The 17,494-nt window shown below is 72.1% G+C and carries 16 protein-coding genes; 4 read left to right on the top strand and 12 right to left on the bottom strand.

What is annotated here, in order from left to right; translation table 11 throughout:
• Positions 1-10: 10 nt before the first annotated feature.
• From ABD785_RS26100 to ABD785_RS26090, 3 genes are read right to left on the bottom strand one after another with little or no spacing between them, the layout of a single operon-like run.
• On the bottom strand, positions 11-451 hold the full coding sequence (locus ABD785_RS26100) for a DUF6069 family protein (RefSeq protein WP_344833167.1): 441 nt from the start codon (positions 449-451) through the stop codon (positions 11-13).
• 15 nt (positions 452-466) lie between these two features.
• The gene (locus tag ABD785_RS26095; protein ID WP_344833165.1) at positions 467-919 is read right to left on the bottom strand and encodes an SRPBCC domain-containing protein; all 453 of its coding nucleotides are present in this window, start codon (positions 917-919) and stop codon (positions 467-469) included.
• A complete protein-coding gene (locus ABD785_RS26090) occupies positions 916-1,221 on the bottom strand; it encodes an ArsR/SmtB family transcription factor (RefSeq protein ID WP_344833163.1) in 306 nt (101 codons plus the stop codon). Before ABD785_RS26090 ends, ABD785_RS26095 begins: the two co-directional genes overlap by 4 nt.
• Before the next feature lie 237 nt (positions 1,222-1,458).
• On the opposite strand from ABD785_RS26090, the gene ABD785_RS26085 reads away from it, so the two are divergent.
• The 3 genes from ABD785_RS26085 to ABD785_RS26075 all read left to right on the top strand — a co-directional run bounded on the left by ABD785_RS26085 (position 1,459) and on the right by ABD785_RS26075 (position 5,264).
• Complete coding sequence (locus ABD785_RS26085; protein WP_344833160.1) at positions 1,459-2,913, top strand: FAD-dependent monooxygenase; 1,455 nt, start codon at positions 1,459-1,461, stop codon at positions 2,911-2,913.
• A gap of 193 nt (positions 2,914-3,106) precedes the next feature.
• Positions 3,107-3,661 carry a hypothetical protein gene (locus ABD785_RS26080; protein ID WP_344833158.1) on the top strand — a complete coding sequence of 185 codons (555 nt, stop codon included), beginning with the start codon at positions 3,107-3,109 and terminating at the stop codon, positions 3,659-3,661.
• 127 nt (positions 3,662-3,788) lie between these two features.
• Complete coding sequence (locus tag ABD785_RS26075; RefSeq protein ID WP_344833155.1) at positions 3,789-5,264, top strand: outer membrane protein assembly factor BamB family protein; 1,476 nt, start codon at positions 3,789-3,791, stop codon at positions 5,262-5,264.
• A gap of 167 nt (positions 5,265-5,431) precedes the next feature.
• Here ABD785_RS26075 and ABD785_RS26070 read toward each other — a convergent pair whose 3' ends face one another.
• From ABD785_RS26070 to ABD785_RS26050, 5 genes are read right to left on the bottom strand one after another with little or no spacing between them, the layout of a single operon-like run.
• On the bottom strand, positions 5,432-7,384 hold the full coding sequence (locus ABD785_RS26070; RefSeq protein WP_344833152.1) for a GMC family oxidoreductase: 1,953 nt from the start codon (positions 7,382-7,384) through the stop codon (positions 5,432-5,434).
• The gene (locus tag ABD785_RS26065) at positions 7,381-8,130 is read right to left on the bottom strand and encodes an ABC transporter ATP-binding protein (RefSeq protein WP_344833149.1); all 750 of its coding nucleotides are present in this window, start codon (positions 8,128-8,130) and stop codon (positions 7,381-7,383) included. The genes ABD785_RS26070 and ABD785_RS26065 overlap by 4 nt, the downstream gene beginning before the upstream one ends.
• Positions 8,127-8,888 (bottom strand): ABC transporter ATP-binding protein, encoded by a 762-nt coding sequence (locus ABD785_RS26060; RefSeq protein WP_344833147.1) that lies wholly within the window; start codon positions 8,886-8,888, stop codon positions 8,127-8,129. Before ABD785_RS26060 ends, ABD785_RS26065 begins: the two co-directional genes overlap by 4 nt.
• Positions 8,878-10,887 carry a branched-chain amino acid ABC transporter permease gene (locus tag ABD785_RS26055; RefSeq protein ID WP_344833145.1) on the bottom strand — a complete coding sequence of 670 codons (2,010 nt, stop codon included), beginning with the start codon at positions 10,885-10,887 and terminating at the stop codon, positions 8,878-8,880. Before ABD785_RS26055 ends, ABD785_RS26060 begins: the two co-directional genes overlap by 11 nt.
• Before the next feature lie 14 nt (positions 10,888-10,901).
• A complete protein-coding gene (locus ABD785_RS26050) occupies positions 10,902-12,146 on the bottom strand; it encodes an ABC transporter substrate-binding protein (protein ID WP_344833143.1) in 1,245 nt (414 codons plus the stop codon).
• A 227-nt stretch (positions 12,147-12,373) separates the two neighbouring features.
• On the opposite strand from ABD785_RS26050, the gene ABD785_RS26045 reads away from it, so the two are divergent.
• The gene (locus tag ABD785_RS26045; RefSeq protein ID WP_344833141.1) at positions 12,374-13,033 is read left to right on the top strand and encodes a TetR/AcrR family transcriptional regulator; all 660 of its coding nucleotides are present in this window, start codon (positions 12,374-12,376) and stop codon (positions 13,031-13,033) included.
• A 10-nt stretch (positions 13,034-13,043) separates the two neighbouring features.
• On the opposite strand, the gene ABD785_RS26040 is transcribed toward ABD785_RS26045, so the two are convergent.
• Genes ABD785_RS26040 through ABD785_RS26025 form a run of 4 tightly spaced genes read right to left on the bottom strand, consistent with a single transcriptional unit; the run spans position 13,044 to position 17,230 of the window.
• Positions 13,044-14,468 carry an amidohydrolase family protein gene (locus ABD785_RS26040; protein ID WP_344833140.1) on the bottom strand — a complete coding sequence of 475 codons (1,425 nt, stop codon included), beginning with the start codon at positions 14,466-14,468 and terminating at the stop codon, positions 13,044-13,046.
• Between the two features lie 27 nt (positions 14,469-14,495).
• Positions 14,496-15,644 carry an ABC transporter substrate-binding protein gene (locus ABD785_RS26035; protein WP_344833139.1) on the bottom strand — a complete coding sequence of 383 codons (1,149 nt, stop codon included), beginning with the start codon at positions 15,642-15,644 and terminating at the stop codon, positions 14,496-14,498.
• A 39-nt stretch (positions 15,645-15,683) separates the two neighbouring features.
• Entirely contained in the window at positions 15,684-16,496 is an 813-nt protein-coding gene (locus tag ABD785_RS26030; protein WP_344833137.1) for an ABC transporter permease, read from the bottom strand.
• Positions 16,493-17,230 carry an ABC transporter ATP-binding protein gene (locus ABD785_RS26025; RefSeq protein WP_344833136.1) on the bottom strand — a complete coding sequence of 246 codons (738 nt, stop codon included), beginning with the start codon at positions 17,228-17,230 and terminating at the stop codon, positions 16,493-16,495. The genes ABD785_RS26030 and ABD785_RS26025 overlap by 4 nt, the downstream gene beginning before the upstream one ends.
• Between the last annotated feature and the right edge of the window lie 264 nt (positions 17,231-17,494).

Raw genomic sequence — 17,494 nt, 5'->3', positions numbered from 1 at the left:
GCCGAGCCGGTCATCCGGTGGTCCGGGTGCGGAGGCCCCGGGTCAGGGCGGGGATCATCACCGCCGCGGGGATGAGATGCAGGATCAGCAGGGTGACGGTCGTGGCGGCGGCCGCCCCCGAGATCAGGGGCGGGACCAGCGAGACCGCGGTCAGCGCCAGGGCCGTCCGCAGGAAGTGGTCCGCGGGGCGGGGGCTCCAGCGCAGGAGGGCGGCGGCGATGGCGGTGCCCACGGCGGAGAAGAAGCCCGTCACCACGGCGAATCCGGGCAGCGGGATCGCCTCGCCGCCGTCCGGGAGCTCGAAGTCGATGCCGAGGGCGTGGGCCAGCGCGGCGGTGAGGGTCGTGGCCGCCATCGCGGCGAGGGCGGCGAGGAGGCCCGTCCGGGCCAGCCCGCGGAACCGGCCGGCCGTCGCCGCGGGGACCGCGACGTCCCCGTTCATGCTGCTCATGTCGTTCTCCTCCGGTCAGGTCTCGGTGCCGAGTTCGGTGGCGATGCCCTCGAGGCAGAGCGTCCAGCCGGTGCGGAGGTGTTCGGCGGTCTCGCCGTCCTCGATGCCCTCGACCGTGAGCTCCAGGCGGGTTCCGGTGCCCTCCGGCAGGAGGAGGACCGTGCAGCGGGTGGTCTCGGAGACCCCGTCCGCCGTGGTGAGGACGTCGAGCACGAGGCGCTCCACCGGTTCGAAGACGGCGAAGGTGGCGGCCTCGGTGTAGGCGTCGCCGGCCGGGCGGGGACCGAACAGAAGGCGGTAGCCGCCGCCCTCGCGGGGGTCGACCTCACAGGACGAGACGTACCAGGTGGGGTCGGGGCAGGCCCAGCGCCGCAGCAGATCGGCGTCGGTGAAGGCGGTCCAGACGCGCTCGGGCGGTGCGGGATAGGTGCGTTCGAGGTCGAACGACAGAAGCGGGGTGGCGGTCATGTCTCCTCCAGAAGGGTGCCGAGGGCGTCCAGCCGGGCCGACCAGAGCGCCTGTTGCCGTGCGGTCCACTCGGCCACGGCGACGAGCGCGTCGTCGCACAGCCGGCACTCGCGCACCCGGCCGCGCTTGACGGTCGTCACCAGGCCCGCGTCCTCGAGCACGCGGAGATGCTTGAGCACCGCGGGCAGCGAGAGCGTCGTCGGCGACGCGAGATCACCGGCCGACGCCGGACCCCGGGCGAGCCGCTCGACGATGGCCAGCCGGGTCGGATCGCCCAGGGCCGCGAACTGATGGTGAACCATATGGTTAAGTGTTGCCTCTCGGCGGGCCCCTGTCAATCCGTCCCGGGCGGTCACGGGGACCGGTGGAAAAGCGTTTTACGGGGAGGGACGCGCGCTGGTACCTTTCCCGAGGCCGTGCTGGAGGATGAGGAGGTGGTACCCGTGAACGTATCGACGTGGGTGCTTCCCTCCGGGGTCATGGTCGGGCGATAGGTCGTCCGGGAGCGCCGTCTTGAGCACTCCCGAAAGGCAGTACCGATGTCCTCTTCGCGTTTCACCGCCGAGCCGCCGTCGCACGATGTGATCATTTCCGGGTGCGGGCCCACCGGCGCCATGCTGGCCGCCGAGCTGCGGCTGCATGGGGTGCGGGTCCTCGTTCTGGAGCGGGAGACCGAGGCCGCCTCGTTCGTCCGCATCGTCAGCCTGCACGTGCGCAGCCTGGAGATCATGGCGATGCGCGGCCTGCTGGACCGGCTCCTCCCGCTGGGGAGGCGGCGGCCGGCCGCCGGGCTTTTCGCCGCCATCGCCAAGCCCGCGCCCCAGGGCTTGGACTCCGCGTACGGCTATCTGCTGGGCATTCCGCAGCCGGTCATCGAGCGTGTGCTGGAGGAGCACGCGGTCGCGCTGGGCGCGCAGGTCCTGCGCGGTCGCGCGGTGACCGGATGCGAGCAGGACGACGCGGGCGTCACCGTCGAGCTGGCCGGCGGGGAACGGCTGCGCGCCCGCTACCTCGTCGGCTGCGACGGGGCCCGCAGCACCGTGCGCAAGCTGCTCGGGGTCGGCTTTCCCGGCGAGCCATCGCGCAACGACACGCTGATGGGCGAGATGGAGGCGACGGCCGCGCCGGAGGAGATCGCCGCCAAGGTCGCCGAGGTCCAGCGGATCCACAAACGGTTCTGGCTCAGGCCCTTCGGTGCGGGGATCTACAGCGTCGTGGTCCCGGCCGCGGAGGTCGCCGACCGCGCGGAGCCGCCCGCCATCGAGGACTTCCGGCGGCAGCTGCGCGCCCTCGCGGGGACCGACTTCGGGGTGCGCTCCCCGCGCCGGCTCTCCCGCTTCGGCGACGCCACCCGCCTCGCCGACCGCTACCGGACCGGACGGGTGCTGCTCGCCGGGGACGCCGCGCACATCCATCCGCCCATCGGCGGGCAGGGCCTCAACCTGGGCCTCCAGGACGCGTTCAACCTCGGGTGGAAACTGGCCGCGCACCTGGGCGGCCGGGCTCCGGAGGGGCTTCTGGACACCTACGAGGCCGAACGGCGCCCGGTCGCCGCGGACGTCCTGGAGAACACCCGTGCCCAGACCGAGCTGCTGTCCGTCGCACCGGGAGCGCAGGCCGTCCGCAGGCTGCTCACCGAGCTGATGGACTTCGACGAGGTCAACCGGCACCTGATCGAGAAGATCACCGCGGTCGGCGTCCGCTACGACCTCGGCGACGGCCCCGACCTGCTCGGCCGCCGCCTGCCCGACGTCGGGCTGGAGAAGGGCACCCTGTACGGGCTGCTCCATCGCGGGCGCGGCCTGCTGCTGGACCGCACCGGAGGCCTGGCCACCGGCGGCTGGTCCGACCGGGTCGACCTGCTCGCCGATCCCGCCGCCGCACTGGAGTTTCCGAGCGTCCTGATGCGGCCCGACGGGCATGTCGCATGGATCGGCGACGATCAGGCCGACCTGGACCGGCACCTCGCCCGCTGGTTCGGCGAACCGTCCTGAGCGGGCGCCCGCCCGGTCCCGTCTTCTCGCGAGTGTTTCCTTCGGCTAACAAGCCGTTTCGAATCGGGAAACGGCTATCCCTTGACACGGGGGGCGCGAAACGGTCTTCTGTTCCTACGTTGCGAAACCATGTTTCCCCCAGCGAAACATGGGAGGGCTCACCGTGACCCGCGCGCGACGGAAGGAGCGGTTCATGTCGACCAGCCCGACGAAGACGAGGGGCCGCAGGGCACTCCACAGACTCACCATCGGCGCGACCGCGGTCGTGCTGGCCACCGCGGGGCTCGGCAGCGCCTCCGCCTCGGCCGGCACCGGAACCGTGGCCTACGACTGCCTCATCTTCTCCACCCACTTCACCTACAACGCCAAGGTCTCCATGAAGGGCTCGGCCAAGCGCCACGTGGGCGACACCGTGAAGATCACCGCTGATCTCTCGGCCCTGCCCGGGGTGTCGCCGGTCGCCGTCGACTCATGGAAGACCACCGGGAAGTTCACCGCCTCGGGAGCCCAGAAGACGTCCGTCAACGCGTCGGGGCCGAAGAAGACCGGCCCGGTCAAGCCCAAGGGCAAGATCGCGATCGGGAAGCTGACCGGCAAGCTGAAGCTGAAGAAGGCCGGGAAGGTCTCGGTGACCCTCGGCAAGCTCAAGATCACCGCAGTGGCGTTCGGCTCCGCCGTGACGATGACCTGCACCCCCAAGAAGAAGAAGCCGCTCCCCAAACTCCTGAAGATCACCGTCAAGCGTTAGGCACCCCGGCGGCGCGTTCCCCCTCACCGGGGGGCGCGCCGTCCGACTGTTCCGATTTGATCTCTCTCGCCCGGTAGAGCGGGTGGGGCGTGCGATACTCCGGTCGCTTCTAGAGAGGGGCGGGCGGATGCGTGGGACGGGCAATCTCAAGTGGCTGGTGATCGGGCTCCTGGCCGCGGTCGTCGTCGGGCTGGCCGTCACGCTTCAGGTGCGTGACTGGATGGCGCTGGGCGCCGAGACCGGCGGATCGTGCGGGACGTCGTCGCGGGGGACGAGCAGCGGGCCGTGCCCGCAGAACTGGGCCACGATCTTCGTGCTGTCGCTGTTCTCGCTCATGGTCTTCGTGCCGCTGTCGTTCTACGCGCTGTTCAAGGCCGGGACGGTCGGCAGGGTGGCGGGCCTGCTGGTCACGGCCGTCGGGATCTATCCGGGCGTCGTCCTGTTCGACGCCCTGCACGGCGAGTCCGTGGAGGTCGCCTGGTCGACGCCGTCCGACACCGTCTCCGACGCCGAGACCGAGGGCGTCTGGACCTCCGGTGACCTCGTCGTCAGGGCCAGGTTCGACGGGCTGACGGCCTTCGACTCCGGATCGGGCGCCAGGCGCTGGGAGTCCCCGCTGCCCGGACGCGACGTCCTGTGCGGGATGAGCAGGACCGCCGCCGCGGGGATCGGGATGATCGCCGAGCAGGAGACCAGCACCAAGTGCTCCCGGGTCTCGGCCGTCGACCTGGCCACCGGCAAGAACCTCTGGAGCGCGGCGATCCCGCCCGCGGAGGCGGCGACCGGACGCGACGAGGACCGGCTGGCCGTCGCGGGCGACAGCGCGGTGATCGGCACCGAGCGCACGCTCGAGGCGCGCGGCGCCCGCGACGGGAGGCTCCGCTGGAGGCGCGACCCGAAGAGCGAGCTGTGCCGCTACTCCTGGATCGCCGGAGCCGCGGACCGGGTCGTCGTCTCCGAGCGCTGCAACGCCCAGAACGGCACCTTCACCGAGAAGCTCCTCGCCCTCGACCCGGCGACCGGACGCGCTCGATGGTCGCTGCCGGTCCCGGCCGTCGGCAACGCCAACCTCACCCTGATCTCGGCGGATCCCCTCGTCGTGCACGTCCGGGAGACCGACCAGCGCGGCACGACCTCGCTGCTCGCCGTGGACGCCGAGGGCAGGATCACCGCGACGATCCCCGCCGAGGCCGTCGACGTCTCCGCGGTGCTGCCCAGCAGGTCGATCCCGGTCCACCGGATCGCCGTCACCGAGGACGCCGTCATCGCCGTCACCCGCACCCCGGACTCCCGCTACCAGGTCACGGCCTTCGCCCTGGCCGGCGGCCGCTCCCTGTGGACGACGAAGAAGGGCCGCGACTCCATCTCCGCCCTCGTCGCGGACGGCCCGGACGTCCTCCTCACGACCTCCCGCTTCAGCACGTTGAAGCTCCGCGTCCTCGATCCGGCCACCGGGGCGGAGCGCGGGTCGGCGACCGTCCCGCTGGACCGCGCCGACTCACGGTTCCAGCTCGTCCCGGCCCCGGGGGCCCTGGTCGTCGTCTCGGGCTCGGGCCGGAACCCCTACCACCCGCTCCAGGGCTTCCCCAGGCTCAAGAACTAGCCGCTAGGGGCTGTTTCAAAGTCAACTGCCCTACTGCGCGGCGCCCAGGCACGCACCTCGCGAGGTTGTCGTCGGTCGCCGACCCAACCAGGTCGACTCCCTCCTCCGCCCCCGCGAGGCACGCACCTGGACGCCGCTCGCCACGGGCGCCGACTTTGAAACAGCCCCTAGGCGAGGCGGGACGCCAGGCGGGTGGCGTTCATGTGGGCGATGGCCTCGATGGAGATCATCGGGTTGACGCCGGAGGAGGTCGGGAAGCAGGAGGCGTCCGCGACGACGATGTTGGGGACCTCCCAGGTGGCCCCGTCGGGGTCGGTGGCGCTCGTGGAGCGGGAGCCGCCCATCCGGGCGGTGCCCATGATGTGCAGGGCGGCGATCGCGCAGCGGCCCGGTTCGAGCCCGGCGGCGTCGCAGGAGGCGATGAACTCCTCGAGGGTGCCGCGCCGGTCCGGCTCGTAGGAAGGTCCCGCCTGGTGGGCGGAGGAGATGCGGCGGGCTCCGGCGGCGGCCAGGATCCTGGCCGCTCCCTTGATCCCGGCGCGCAGGTGCCCCGCGTCGTGGTCCGACAGCCGGTAGTGCGGCACGGGCTCGCCGTCGCGGCCGACCTTGACTTCGCCGGAGTCGCGGTCCCTGGTGATGATCCCGACCCCTGCCGTGTGGGCGAGATCCTTCATCGCGGCCAGGTGGGCGGCGCCGCCGCGCCAGTTCATGAACCCCTGCAGCGCGCCGGGGTTGCCGGGGCCCGTCTCGTAGATGACGCCGTAGCCGTCGCCGTCGAGGTCGCTGTCCTGGCGGGAGTAGCGGGTCTGCATTCCGCCCTCCCACGGGCGGATCTCCTCGTCGAAGACCCCCCACACGGCCGTGGCGGGGTGCAGCCGAAGATGGCGGCCGATGGCCGGGTCGGTCAGCCCGGAGCGGCGCAGCAGCGCCGGGGTCTGGATGGCTCCGGCCGCCACGACGACGGCCCGGGCGTGGACGGTCACCGTGTGCCCGCCGGAGGTGACGCCCCGGACCCCGACGGCGCGGCCCTGCTTCACCTCGATGGCGCGGACGTCGGTGTCGATGACCAGCCGTGCCCCGGCGGCCTCGGCGTCGGCGAGCCAGGTCTTGGTGACCGACTGCTTGGCGCCGAGCCGGCAGCCGTAGCCGCACCGGCCGCAGTCGGTGCCCATGTCGCAGCCCACGACGTTGCGGGGCATCGCGTCGACGTGCCAGCCGAGGGCGCGCAGCCCCTTCTCCATGACCGCGTCGCGGGCCGAGGCGACACTGTGGTCCTCGTTGACCGACAGGCGCTTCATGACGGCGTCGATGGAGCGGGTGTACTCCTCCTCCGCGAACTGCGCGGCCCCGATGGCGGCCCACTCGGCGCGGACGTCGCCGGGGGTGGGGAAGGACGTCGTCCAGTTGACGACCGTCCCGCCGCCCAGGCACGAGCCCGCCACGAGGGCGACCTGGCCCTCGGCGGTGGTCGCGGGTCCCGCCGCGTACAGCCGGCTCAGGCCGGAGAGCTCCTGCCCGTCGAAGTCGGCGTCGTCGTAGTAGCCGCCGCGCTCCAGGACGACCACGCTGAGGCCCGCGGCGGCGAGGACCGCGGCCGCGGTGCCGCCTCCGGCCCCGGATCCGACGACCACGACGTCGCAGTCGAGCGTGGTGTCGGCGTCGGGTGACAGCGGGGACAGCGGGGGACGCGGGGCGGAGGGCAGGGTCCCGAGCGGGCCGGGGTAGCCGATGGCCTCCCAGACCGGCGAGATCCCGGTCGGGCCGGGAGCCAGCAGGTAGGAGGACGTGGCCAGCCCGCGGAGCGCCTGGAACAGCACCCGCTTGGCCTCCGAGGAGGAGTCGCCCAGCTTCAGCAGCAGCCGTTCGCGGTCGGCGGCGGGCAGCCTGGAGAACCGGCGCCCGCCGGTGCCGAGGAACAGCCCCATCGCGCGCGTGTCCCACAGCGACAGCAGCCGCTCCAGCTGCTTGCGGTCCTGCGCCCTGGGCTGGCCTCCGGCGAGTTCCACGGCGAGGTCGACGGCGCCGAGCGCGCTCGCGGACGGGAGGGCCGCGCCATCGCCGGGGGCGAAGGTGTCGCAGATGGCGGTGAGCGCCGCCCGCTGGCGGGTGTCGAAGGTCATGTCTGCCCCTTGTCTCCGGAATCCGCACGGTCTCCGGAATCTGCACGGTCGCCGAAATAGGCGCGCTGGATCTGGTCCCGGTCCGCCCGGAGATCGGCGGCCGCACCGGTGAGCACCACCCGGCCATGGTGGAGCACGACGGCCTCGTCGGCCACCCCGAGCGCCTGGTCGACGTGCTGCTCGACGAGGACGATCGCGGTGCCGTCCTCGTCGGCGAGCCGCCGCAGCTCGGGCAGGATCCGCTGGACGGCGATCGGGGACAGCCCCATGCTCATCTCGTCGATGAGCAGGATCCGCGGGCGGAGCAGCAGGGTCTTGGCGATCGCGAGGAGCTGCTGCTCCCCGCCGGAGAGCAGGCCGCAACGCCGGTTCAGCAACGGCTTGAGCTGCGGGAACCTCTCCAGTGCGGGAGCGAGGCCGCCGCGCGCCTTGGCCAGGCGGAGGTTCTCGGCGACGGTCAGCCGGTGGAAGACGCCCCGGTTGTCGGGGATCAGGCAGAGCCCCGCCCGGGTGGCGCGCTCCACGCTCCCGGTCACCGGCGAGCCGACGGCGGTGACCGTCCCGGTGAGGGCCGGGAGCAGGCCGGCGGCCGCGCGCAGGGTGGTGCTCTTGCCCGCGCCGTTGGGTCCGAGGAGCGCCAGGATCGTCCCGGACGCGACCCGCAGGTCGATGTCCCGGATGGCCGGGACCCCCCGGTATCCGGCGCTGAGGCCGCGGATCTCCAGCGCGCCGTTCGTCTCTGTCACGGGATCACCGGGCTTCCCAGGTAGGCGGCGACGACCTCGGGGTCGGCGCTGACGTCGGCGGGGGTGCCGGAGGCGATGATCTTTCCGAAGTCCATGACGTAGACCCGGTGGCAGACCTCGAGCACCAGTGTCATGTCGTGGTCGATCAGCAGGACGCCGGGGCCCGACGCCGCGATCCGGCGCAGCTCGCGCCCGAACTCGGCGCTCTCCTCGGTGTCGAGCCCGGCGGCGGGCTCGTCGAGCAGGAGCACGCGGGTGGAGCCGACCAGGGCCCGCGCCACTCCGGCGAGCTTCTGCCGGCCCAGGGAGAGCTCGTCGGGCCTGCGCCCGGCCATCTCCTCCAGGCCCACCAGGCTCAGGGCCCGCTCGATCTCCTGGCCGGCCTCGCGCCGGCGTCTTCCGAGGTCGGAGAGCACACCGCGCAGCCCGGTCCGGTCGACCGAGACGGCGAGGTTCTCCGCCAGGGTGAGGTCGGCGAACAGCTCGCCGGACTGCCAGGTCCTGGCCAGCCCCAGGCGCCGCCGCCGGTGCGCGGGGACGGCGTCGAGCCGCACGCCGTCGAGCTCGATCGTCCCGGTGTGGGGCGCGAAGCCGGTGACGGCGTCGACGAAGGTCGTCTTCCCCGCGCCGTTGGGCCCGATCAGCCCGACGATCTCCGCGGGGCCGACCTCGACGCAGACCGCGTCGTTGGCCCTGACGCCCCCGTACTGCACGGACACGTCGCGGGTGAGCAGCAGCGGGCTCAGGTCATCGGGCATCGGTGGTCTCCGTTGCTTGGGCCGCGACGGGCGACGGGAGCGCGGGGGCCCGCCGGGCCCGCCGGACGATCAGCCATTCGGGGACATGGTCGCGGTGCGGTGCGAAGACGACCACGCGCAGCAGCATCGCGGCGGCCACGATCAGCGTGTAGTAGCGGCCCAGGTCGATCGTCTGGGTGAAGACCAGGTACAGCAGGCCCAGCGGCCCCGCGACGCCCGCGAAGATCGCCCCCGAGATGCGGGTGATGTCGCCGACGTAGGTCGTCGCCAGGACGGCCAGGCCGACCAGGACGGTGAACGAGGCCGCCGAGAGCTGGCCGCGGCTGTAGCCGATCAGGCAGCCGCCGACCCCGGCCAGGAACGAGGCCAGCGCGAAGCCGAGCAGCTTCACCGCGGGGACGTTCACGCCCGCCGCCGTCGCGGCGCGCTCGTTGGACCGCACCGCCAGGAACGCCCGCCCGGTCGCCCCGGACAGCAGGCGCGTCATGGCGATCAGCAGTACCGCGACGACGGCGAGGACCAGGTAGGAGAACCGGAGCGTGATGAGGTCGGTGCCCTGGCGGACGGCCAGGGAGAACCCGAACAGGGACGGGTCGGAGATGAGGTTGCCGGTGTAGGGCGTCATCGCCGGGTTGTTGAAGACGAAGCTCTCGATCGCGAGCGCGGCCGCGATGGTGGCGACCGCGAGCTGGGCCCCCCGGATGCGCAGCGCGGGCACCCCGACGACGATGCCCAGGGCCGTCGCGGTCAGGGCCGACAGCAGCAGCGCCAGGGGGAAGGGCAGGTGCGCGCTGGTCGTCAGTTTCGACAGCGCGAACCCGGCGGCCCCGGCGAAGGCCATGGTCGTCAGCGAGATCTGGCCGAGGTAGCCGGTGAGCAGGACGACCGACGCGGCGATCAGCGTCAGGATGACCGACATCACGAGGCTGAAGCGCCACTGGCCGCCGGTGAGGGCGATGGCGATCGCCGTCCCCCCGACCAGCGCGGCGGTCACCAGAGGCCGCAGCTTCGGCACCCGGACCGGCGGCAGCGAACGGGCCTCGCGGGCGCCGCGTTCGGGGATGCCGCGGCCGAGCAGGAACAGCGCCACCACGACGATCACGAACGGGATCGCGTCGCCGACACCGGCCTGCGCCCACGACGGCCACCAGCTCTTGGCGGTCAGGAACAGCAGGATCTGCTGGACCGAGCCGAGCGCCAGGCCGGCGCCGCAGGCGACCCCGATCGAGGCCAGACGGCCCACGAGCGCGACGGCCAGGGCCGGGACGACGTAGAGCATGTAACTGGTCGGGTCGAGCCCGCCGATCGCCGGGGCGGCCAGGATGACGACCAGCCCCGAGACGAAGCCCGTCGCGGCCCACATGAGCGCCGCGAGCCTGTCCGGCGAGTAGCCCATGAGGCGCAGCGCCTGCTCGTCCTCGGCGCCCGCCCGGGTCGCGATGCCCGTCCTGGTGAACCGGAAGTAGCCGGCCAGGGCGAGCGCGACCGTGATCGCGGCCGCGGCCAGGACCAGGTTGCTGACCGCGATCGTGGCCCCGCCGACGGAGAAGACCTCGGCGGTGAGCGCCGGGAGCGGGATGAGGCTGCCCGGATCGGTGCCGAGGGTCTCGGCGCTGAACCGGAGCGGCACCAGGGCCTGGATGAACAGCATCACCCCGACCGAGGCGACCACCTGGCCGAGCTCGGGGGCCCGGCGCAGCGGACGGAACACCAGGAGATGGGCCAGCAGGCTCCACACCAGGCCGCTCACCGCGCCGATGAGCACCGCCGGCCACACGTCCATCGGCCCCGAGCCGAGCTGGACGCTGCCGACCGGCAGGACCAGGGTGCCGTTCGTGCGGAGCCCCGCGGTCTGCCACACCGCCCACAGCGCCACCGACCCCTGAGCGAAGTTGATGACGCCGGTGGCGACGTAGATGCTGACCAGCGAGGCCCCGAGCACCGCGTAGACGGCTCCGGTGGAGAAGCCGATGACGGCGAACTGCAGAAGATCGTTCATGAAGGGTCGCGTGCTCAGCTGGCGCCGGGGATGTTCGCCATGATCGCCGGAACCGGGGTGATCCAGCTGCCGGTGACGGGCTTGAGCGTGAGGTCCTTCTGCACCGTGAACAGGAGCATCTGCGTGGTGCAGTTGGGCGTCGTCGCCTTGCCGCAGGTGATCTGGGGTCCGAGGAAGGTGGTGAAGTCCTTCAGGCCCTGGAGGGTCGACAGCACGGTCGCCCCGGTGAGCTCACCGGACGCGGGCGCCGCGGCGAGGGCCTTGGCGAAGTCCACGACGGTGGCGAACTGGGCGTAGCCGTAGAAGTCGGCGGGACCGGGGGTCTTCGCCAGGTAGCCGGTCGCGACCTTGAGGTTGTCGACCACGGGCTTGGGTGCGTACTGCTCGGTGCCGGGCAGCCAGACCGAGGAGTACAGCGTCGCGCCCGGAGCCGACGCCGGGTCGGACTTGATGAAGGAGGTGCACGCGGCGACGAAGATCGAGCCCGAGTAACCGGTCGACCTCAGGTTCTTGATCAGCTGGGTGCAGATCGAGGCGTTCGGCGAGGCGATCAGGCCGGCGACATCGGGCTTGGTCGAGGCGATCGTGGCCGCCAGGGCGCTGAAGTTCGGGTTCGTGGGCGAGAAGTACAGGCCGGTGGCCTTGATCCCGATCGCGCCCGCCAGCGGCTTGAGCTGGGTCTCGACGGTCTTGTGCGAGGCGGGGGTGTCCACGAGGGTGAGCGTCGCGGACGTCTTGCCCTCGGCCTTGAAGCCCTGGAGCGCTCCGACGAGGAACGAGGCCTGGGGGGCGCCGAAGTAGACGCGTCCGGAGGCGGCGCTCCCGGTGGTCTGGTCGAACGGGATCTGGCCGACCAGGGGGATCTTGGCGGCCTCGAGGATGCTGATCCCGGCGCTCGAGCTGAGGTTGAAGCCGTCGAAGGCCGCGACGACGCCGTTCTGGACGAACCTGTTGGCACAGCCGATGGTGGACTCGGGGGTGCCGTCGACCGAGCAGGCGTCGACCTCGATCGGCCGTCCGCCGACGCCCTTCAGCTCCTTGGCGATGTAGCTCACACCGGCGTCCATCCCGGACTTCACCGCCGGGACCATCACCGGCCCCTTGTCCGGGTTGAACAGGCCGACCTTGATCGGCTTGCCCGTGAGGCCCGGCTCGGAGGCGGTCTCGCCGGACCCGCCGGAGCAGGCGGTGGCGGCCGTCAGCAGCAGGCCGAGCCCACCGCCCAGCAGGACCCGTGTCCGCGTCGAACGCGTGTGCATACCCAGCTTCATCGATGCCCTCGCTTCACTGATTCGAATGCCCGGCGCGTGAGACCGCAGGCCCGCCTGCCAGGGGCGGTGTGAGGTGAGGCACGTCACGCGGGGCATGAAAGTACCCAGAAAGTGAGACTGACGTCAACCTCTACTTTGTGCCCCGCGCAGGCCCAGGTCCGGGGCACGGCTGCTAAGGTCGTCAGCTTCAGCGAACGTCGAGACGAGGTGGGACCGTGCCCGAAGCCGCTGCCGAGACCGGCGAGGCGAGCAGGGGGCGCACCCGGGTCGACCGTCGCCGCGAGACCACGCCGCAGCGTCTGCGCGACGCGGCGCGGATCGTCTTCGAGCGGGACGGCTTCCACAACGCCCGGCTCTCCGACATCAGCGCCGAGGCGAAGGTCGGGTCGGGGACGCTCTACAACTACTACCGGTCCAAGCACGACCTGCTGCACGCCCTGATGCGCGACGCCTCCGCCGACCTGCGGGCCATCGCGCCCACCCATGTGAGCTCCCAGCAGGACCCGGTGCACCGCATCGAGGAGGTCAACCGGGTCTACGTCGAGGCGTTCCGTCGCAACGCCCATGTCCTGCAGGCCGTCTACCAGGCACGCGACGAGGACGAGCGGCTCAAGGCCCAGTGGGCCGAGGTCGCCGACCACTTCCAGAGCAGGGCCACCCGCGCCATCGCCGGCTGGCAGGAGACCGGCGCCGCCTACGGCGACCTCGACCCGCGCCACACCGCGCACGCCCTCACCCTCATGGTCGAACGCGTGGTCATGGCCTGGTCCTACGAGGGCGTCGAGTACGACGCCGAGACCCTGATCGACACCATCAACAAGATCTGGATCCGTTCCCTCGGCCTCAACGCGGGCGCCGGTCCCCGCCGCGAGTGAGCGGGGACCGTCAGCCGGGGCCCAGGCGGGAGAAGCCCGCGGCGCGCAGGCCGGTCGCCACCGCCAGGCGGGCTGCCAGCGTCCGGCTCCGGCCGGTCTGCTCGGCCTCGTCGACGGTGGTGCAGGCGTGGTCGTCGACGAGGCGGCGGCCGTCCACCCAGACCGAGCGGACGGCGCGGGGCGAAGCTCCGTAGACGAGCTGGCCGCAGGGATCGTGCAGGACCGCGACGCACACGGAGTCCTGGAGGAGCACCAGGTCGGCGCGCTTGCCGGGTTCCAGCGAGCCGATGAGGTGGTCGAGGCCGAGGGCGCGGGCGCCGTCCAGGGTGGCCATCCGCAGGACCGCCGGGGCGTCGATGACCGAGGGGTCGAGGGCGTGGACCTTCTGGAGCAGGGCCGCGGTCTTCACGGCCTGGAGCATGTCCTGGCCGTCGTTGGAGGCGGCGCCGTCGGTGCCGATGCCGACCGCGATCCCGGCGGAGCGCAGCCGCGGCACCGGGCAGACGCCGGAACCGAGGATCATGTTGGCGACGGGGTTGTGCGCGATCGCGACGCCGTGGGCGGCGAGGATCTCGATGTCGGGCTCGGTCACCCACACGCCGTGCCCGGCGATGAGCGGCCGCTCGAACAGGCCGAGGGCGAGGGCGTGCGGGACGGTCCTGCGGCCCCAGCGCCCGGTCGCCGCCACGAGTTCCTCGCGGACCTCGGCGAGGTGGGTGTGCACGGCCCAGCCGCGGTCCCGGCAGGCGTCGGCGCCCGCCTCCAGCAGGGCGTCGCTCTGGCCGAGCAGGGTGCCGATCCCGTACCGGAAGGAGACGAGGTCGGCCGCCTCGCAGGCCTCGGCGAGCGCCTCATGTTCTGCCATGATCCGGCCGATACCGGCCCAGGGCGGGGCTCCGGGCCGCGCACCCGACATGTCGGCGTCCTCGGCGCCGAACGACACGACGCCGCGCAGGCCCGCCTCCTCCAGCCCCGCGACGACGCCGACGCTGGCGGCGTCGCCGGGGTTGCTGTGGACGAACATGTCGTTGACGGTCGTCACGCCGGACAGCAGCATCTCGATCGCGCGCAGCCGGGTGCCCTCGCGGGCGTCCTCGGTGGTCAGCGCGGTGCCGAGCGGCCCGACGATCCGCTCGCCCCACTCGAACAGGGTCAGCTCCGAGCCCATGCCGGTCGCCAGCGCCTCCGACAGGTGCGTGTGCGTGTTGACCAGGCCGGGGATGAGCAGGCCCGTGCCGTCGCCCTCGACGGCCGCGCCGGGCAGCCGTCCGCGCAGCTCACGGTAGGGGCCCACCTCGGCGATGCGGCCGTCGCGGACATGGACGGCGCCGTCCTCGATCTCGCCCGCGGGCCCCGACGTGAGGACCCAGGCGGCCCTGACCAGGACCTCCTCCTGCGGCGGACGGGAACCGGCGGGGATGCGGGCGTCGGGCACGGGCTGCTCCTCCGGGGGGGGGCGGGGTCAGGGCTTGAGGCCGATGGAGGGGTCGATGAACTCGTTGGTGACGAGGTCGGCGGGGGTGATGCCGGAGATGTCGGCGTCGGGCGCGTACTTGCCGATCAGGTCGATGAGGGTCTGCACGCGCTTGAGGTCGTAGTTCCCGAGGACGGCGTCGTCGCCGTTGCCGACGAGGCCCAGGTCGACCTGGGCCTTGGCCGCGGCATCGGCCTGGGCGGTGGTGTAGACCCAGCTCGTCTGGTACCTGTCGGCGAGGTCGGCGAGCAGCTTCCCGGTGGGCGCCGGATCGGCGATGTAGTCGGCCTCGGCCCGCTGGAGGATCGGGACCAGCTTGGTCAGGCAGTCCTTCTCCTTCGTCAGGTCCTCCCTGCGCACGACCACCGACTGGAAGTACTCGGGGAAGCCGGTGTCGTGGATGAGCTGGCCCTTCACGGGCTTGCCCCAGGCCTTGGTCTCGACCTCGTACATGTAGGGCTCGGCGGTGATGAAGCCCGCCTCGGCGACCTTGCCTCCGGCCGCGACGAACGTCGCCGGCTTGGGCGAGTCGCTCTGGTCGACCTGGGACTTGTCGACGATGCCGGAGCCGACGAGGTACTCCTGCCAGACGGTCGTCTCGGAGCCGAAGAGGATCTTGACCTTGTCCTTCTTGAGGTCGGCGATCGTCCGGGCGGCGGGGTAGGTGGCGGGGTCCCAGTAGATGGCGTAGGGGCTCTTCTCCATCTGGGCGAAGACGGAGACGACGGGCGTCTTCTTGTAGGTCGCGAGGTGCTCCGACACGCGTCCGTAGGCGAGCAGGATGTCCTTGTCCTGGTAGAGGACGGGCTCGGCGGTCTGGTAGCCGATGGAGGAGCCGCCGATGCGGATCTCGACGTCCACTCCGGTGTCCGTCCCGGCCGCCATGAGCGGGCCCTTGGCGGACTTGGCCTTGCCGTCGACGGTGTAGCCGTCGCCGAGGAGCCGGTAGAACGCCGAGTGCTCGGCCTCCGGATCCCAGTCGGTCTGGAGGACGACGGTCGCGGGGCACACGCCGGAGAGGACTCCGGAGCGGGCCTTGGTCTCGGCGGTCTTCTCTCCGCCGCACGCTGCGGACAGCGCCAGGCAGGCGGCGAGGGCCGTCGCGCCCAGGACGCCGCGGGTGAGGGGACTCGTCATGGCTCGTCCTTCGATCGGTCGGGATGGGGGTGGTGACGGTCAGGACCCATGGGCCGCCCGGTCGCCCGCGCCCCAGTCCTCCGACCAGCCGCCGGCGACCCTGCGTCCCAGGGCGCCGAAGATCCAGAAGACGACGACCCCGAGGAAGGCCGCGGCGAAGACGGTCGCCAGCATCTCGGCCGACTGGAGCCGTCCGCTGTAGCGCGACAGCAGGAGGCCGAGCCCGATGTCGCCCCGCCCGAAGAAGAAGTCGCCGACGACCGCTCCCACGATCGACAGGCCGGCGGCCGTCTGGAGCCCGACGAACACCTGCGGGAGCGCCGCCGGGATCTGGAGCTTCAGCAGGCGGGTCAGCCGGGACGCCCTGGCGAGGGTGAGCAGGTCGTGCAGGCCGCGGTCGGTGCCGAGCAGGCCCTGGAGCGGGTTGATGACCAGCGGGAAGATCGAGATGATCACGCAGACGACGACCCGGGCCGTCAGCTCGTGGCCGAACCAGAAGCCGATGACCGGGACGATCGCGAGGATCGGGACCGTCTGGAGGAACACCACCCACGGGTAGAGGGACCGCTCGATCCAGCGCGCCTGCGCCATGAGCACCGCGAGCAGGGAGCCGAGGACGAACGCGATGGCCAGGCCGATCAGCGCCGCCTTCAGGGTCACCCAGCTCGCCAGCAGGATGTCCGTCCGGACCCGGCCGTCGAGGAGTCCCTCGGTGACGACCTCGTCGGGGGGCGGCAGCAGGAACCTGCGGTCCTCGGCCAGAAGCAGGTAGGTGACGCCGTACCAGCCGGCGACGATCAGGGCGAAGACGCCGAGCGGCGGGCCCAGGACGGCGACGAGGCGCCTGCTCACGAGGCCTCCTCCAGCGCGGCGGCCACCTTCCCGGCCAGTTCGGCGAACTCCGCCGTGTAGCGCAGCGCCGCCGGGCGCGGGTAGGGGAACGGGACGGCGAACTCGGCGGTGATCCGGCCCGGCCGCGCCGACATCACGACGACCCGTCCGGACAGGAACACCGACTCCTCGACGGAATGGGTGACGAACAGGGCGCCGAAGCCGCGTTCCACGAACAGGTCGAGGAGCTGGAGGTTCAGCCGGGTCCGCGTGATCTCGTCCAGGGCGCCGAACGGCTCGTCGAACAGGAACAGCGCGGGCTTCATGACCAGGGCCCTGGCGAGACTGGCCCGCATCCGCATACCGCCGGAGAGCTGCCGCGGCAGATGCCCGGCGAACTCGGCGAGCCCCACCGACTCCAGGGCCGCCCGGGCGCGTTCCCGCACGTCCCCGCGGCCGGCGCCGGACAGCTCGGCGAGGAGTTCCACGTTGCGCCGGACGGTCCGCCACGGCATCAGGGTGGCGTCCTGGAAGACGTAGGCCACCTCGTCCGTCGCGGTCTCCACCGCGCCGGAGGACGCCACGTCCAGCCCGGACGCGAGCCGCAGCAGCGTGGACTTCCCGCATCCCGACGGCCCGACGACGGAGACGAACTCTCCCCGGCCGACCGTCAGCGTCACCGCCTCGAGCGCCGGAACACCCCCGAACCGCCGGGTCACGTCCGTGAAGGAGAGCAGCGTCCCCGCCCCCTTCACCCCGGCCCGCCCCGCGCAAGATCCGATCCCATGACGACGACGATGCCGCCGCCCCACCCCGCCCACAAGGCCCCAAAGTTGTCCCACCACGGCACCTTGCCGACAGTGATCCACTTACGCTAGGCGCCTTCGGGAAACGCCTCTTCCGGGACGCGGCAGAAACCGAATACGATTCCAATATGCGCCCGCCCGCCATTTCGGGACGCGTCCGCAATACCGCATTCACCGGCGGAACGTCGCGGGCGTGAAAGGCGTTTCCCCGGC

Source organism: Actinocorallia longicatena, assembly GCF_039534125.1.
GTDB lineage: Bacteria > Actinomycetota > Actinomycetes > Streptosporangiales > Streptosporangiaceae > Actinocorallia > Actinocorallia longicatena.
This window is presented reverse-complemented; position numbering and strand designations above follow the sequence as displayed.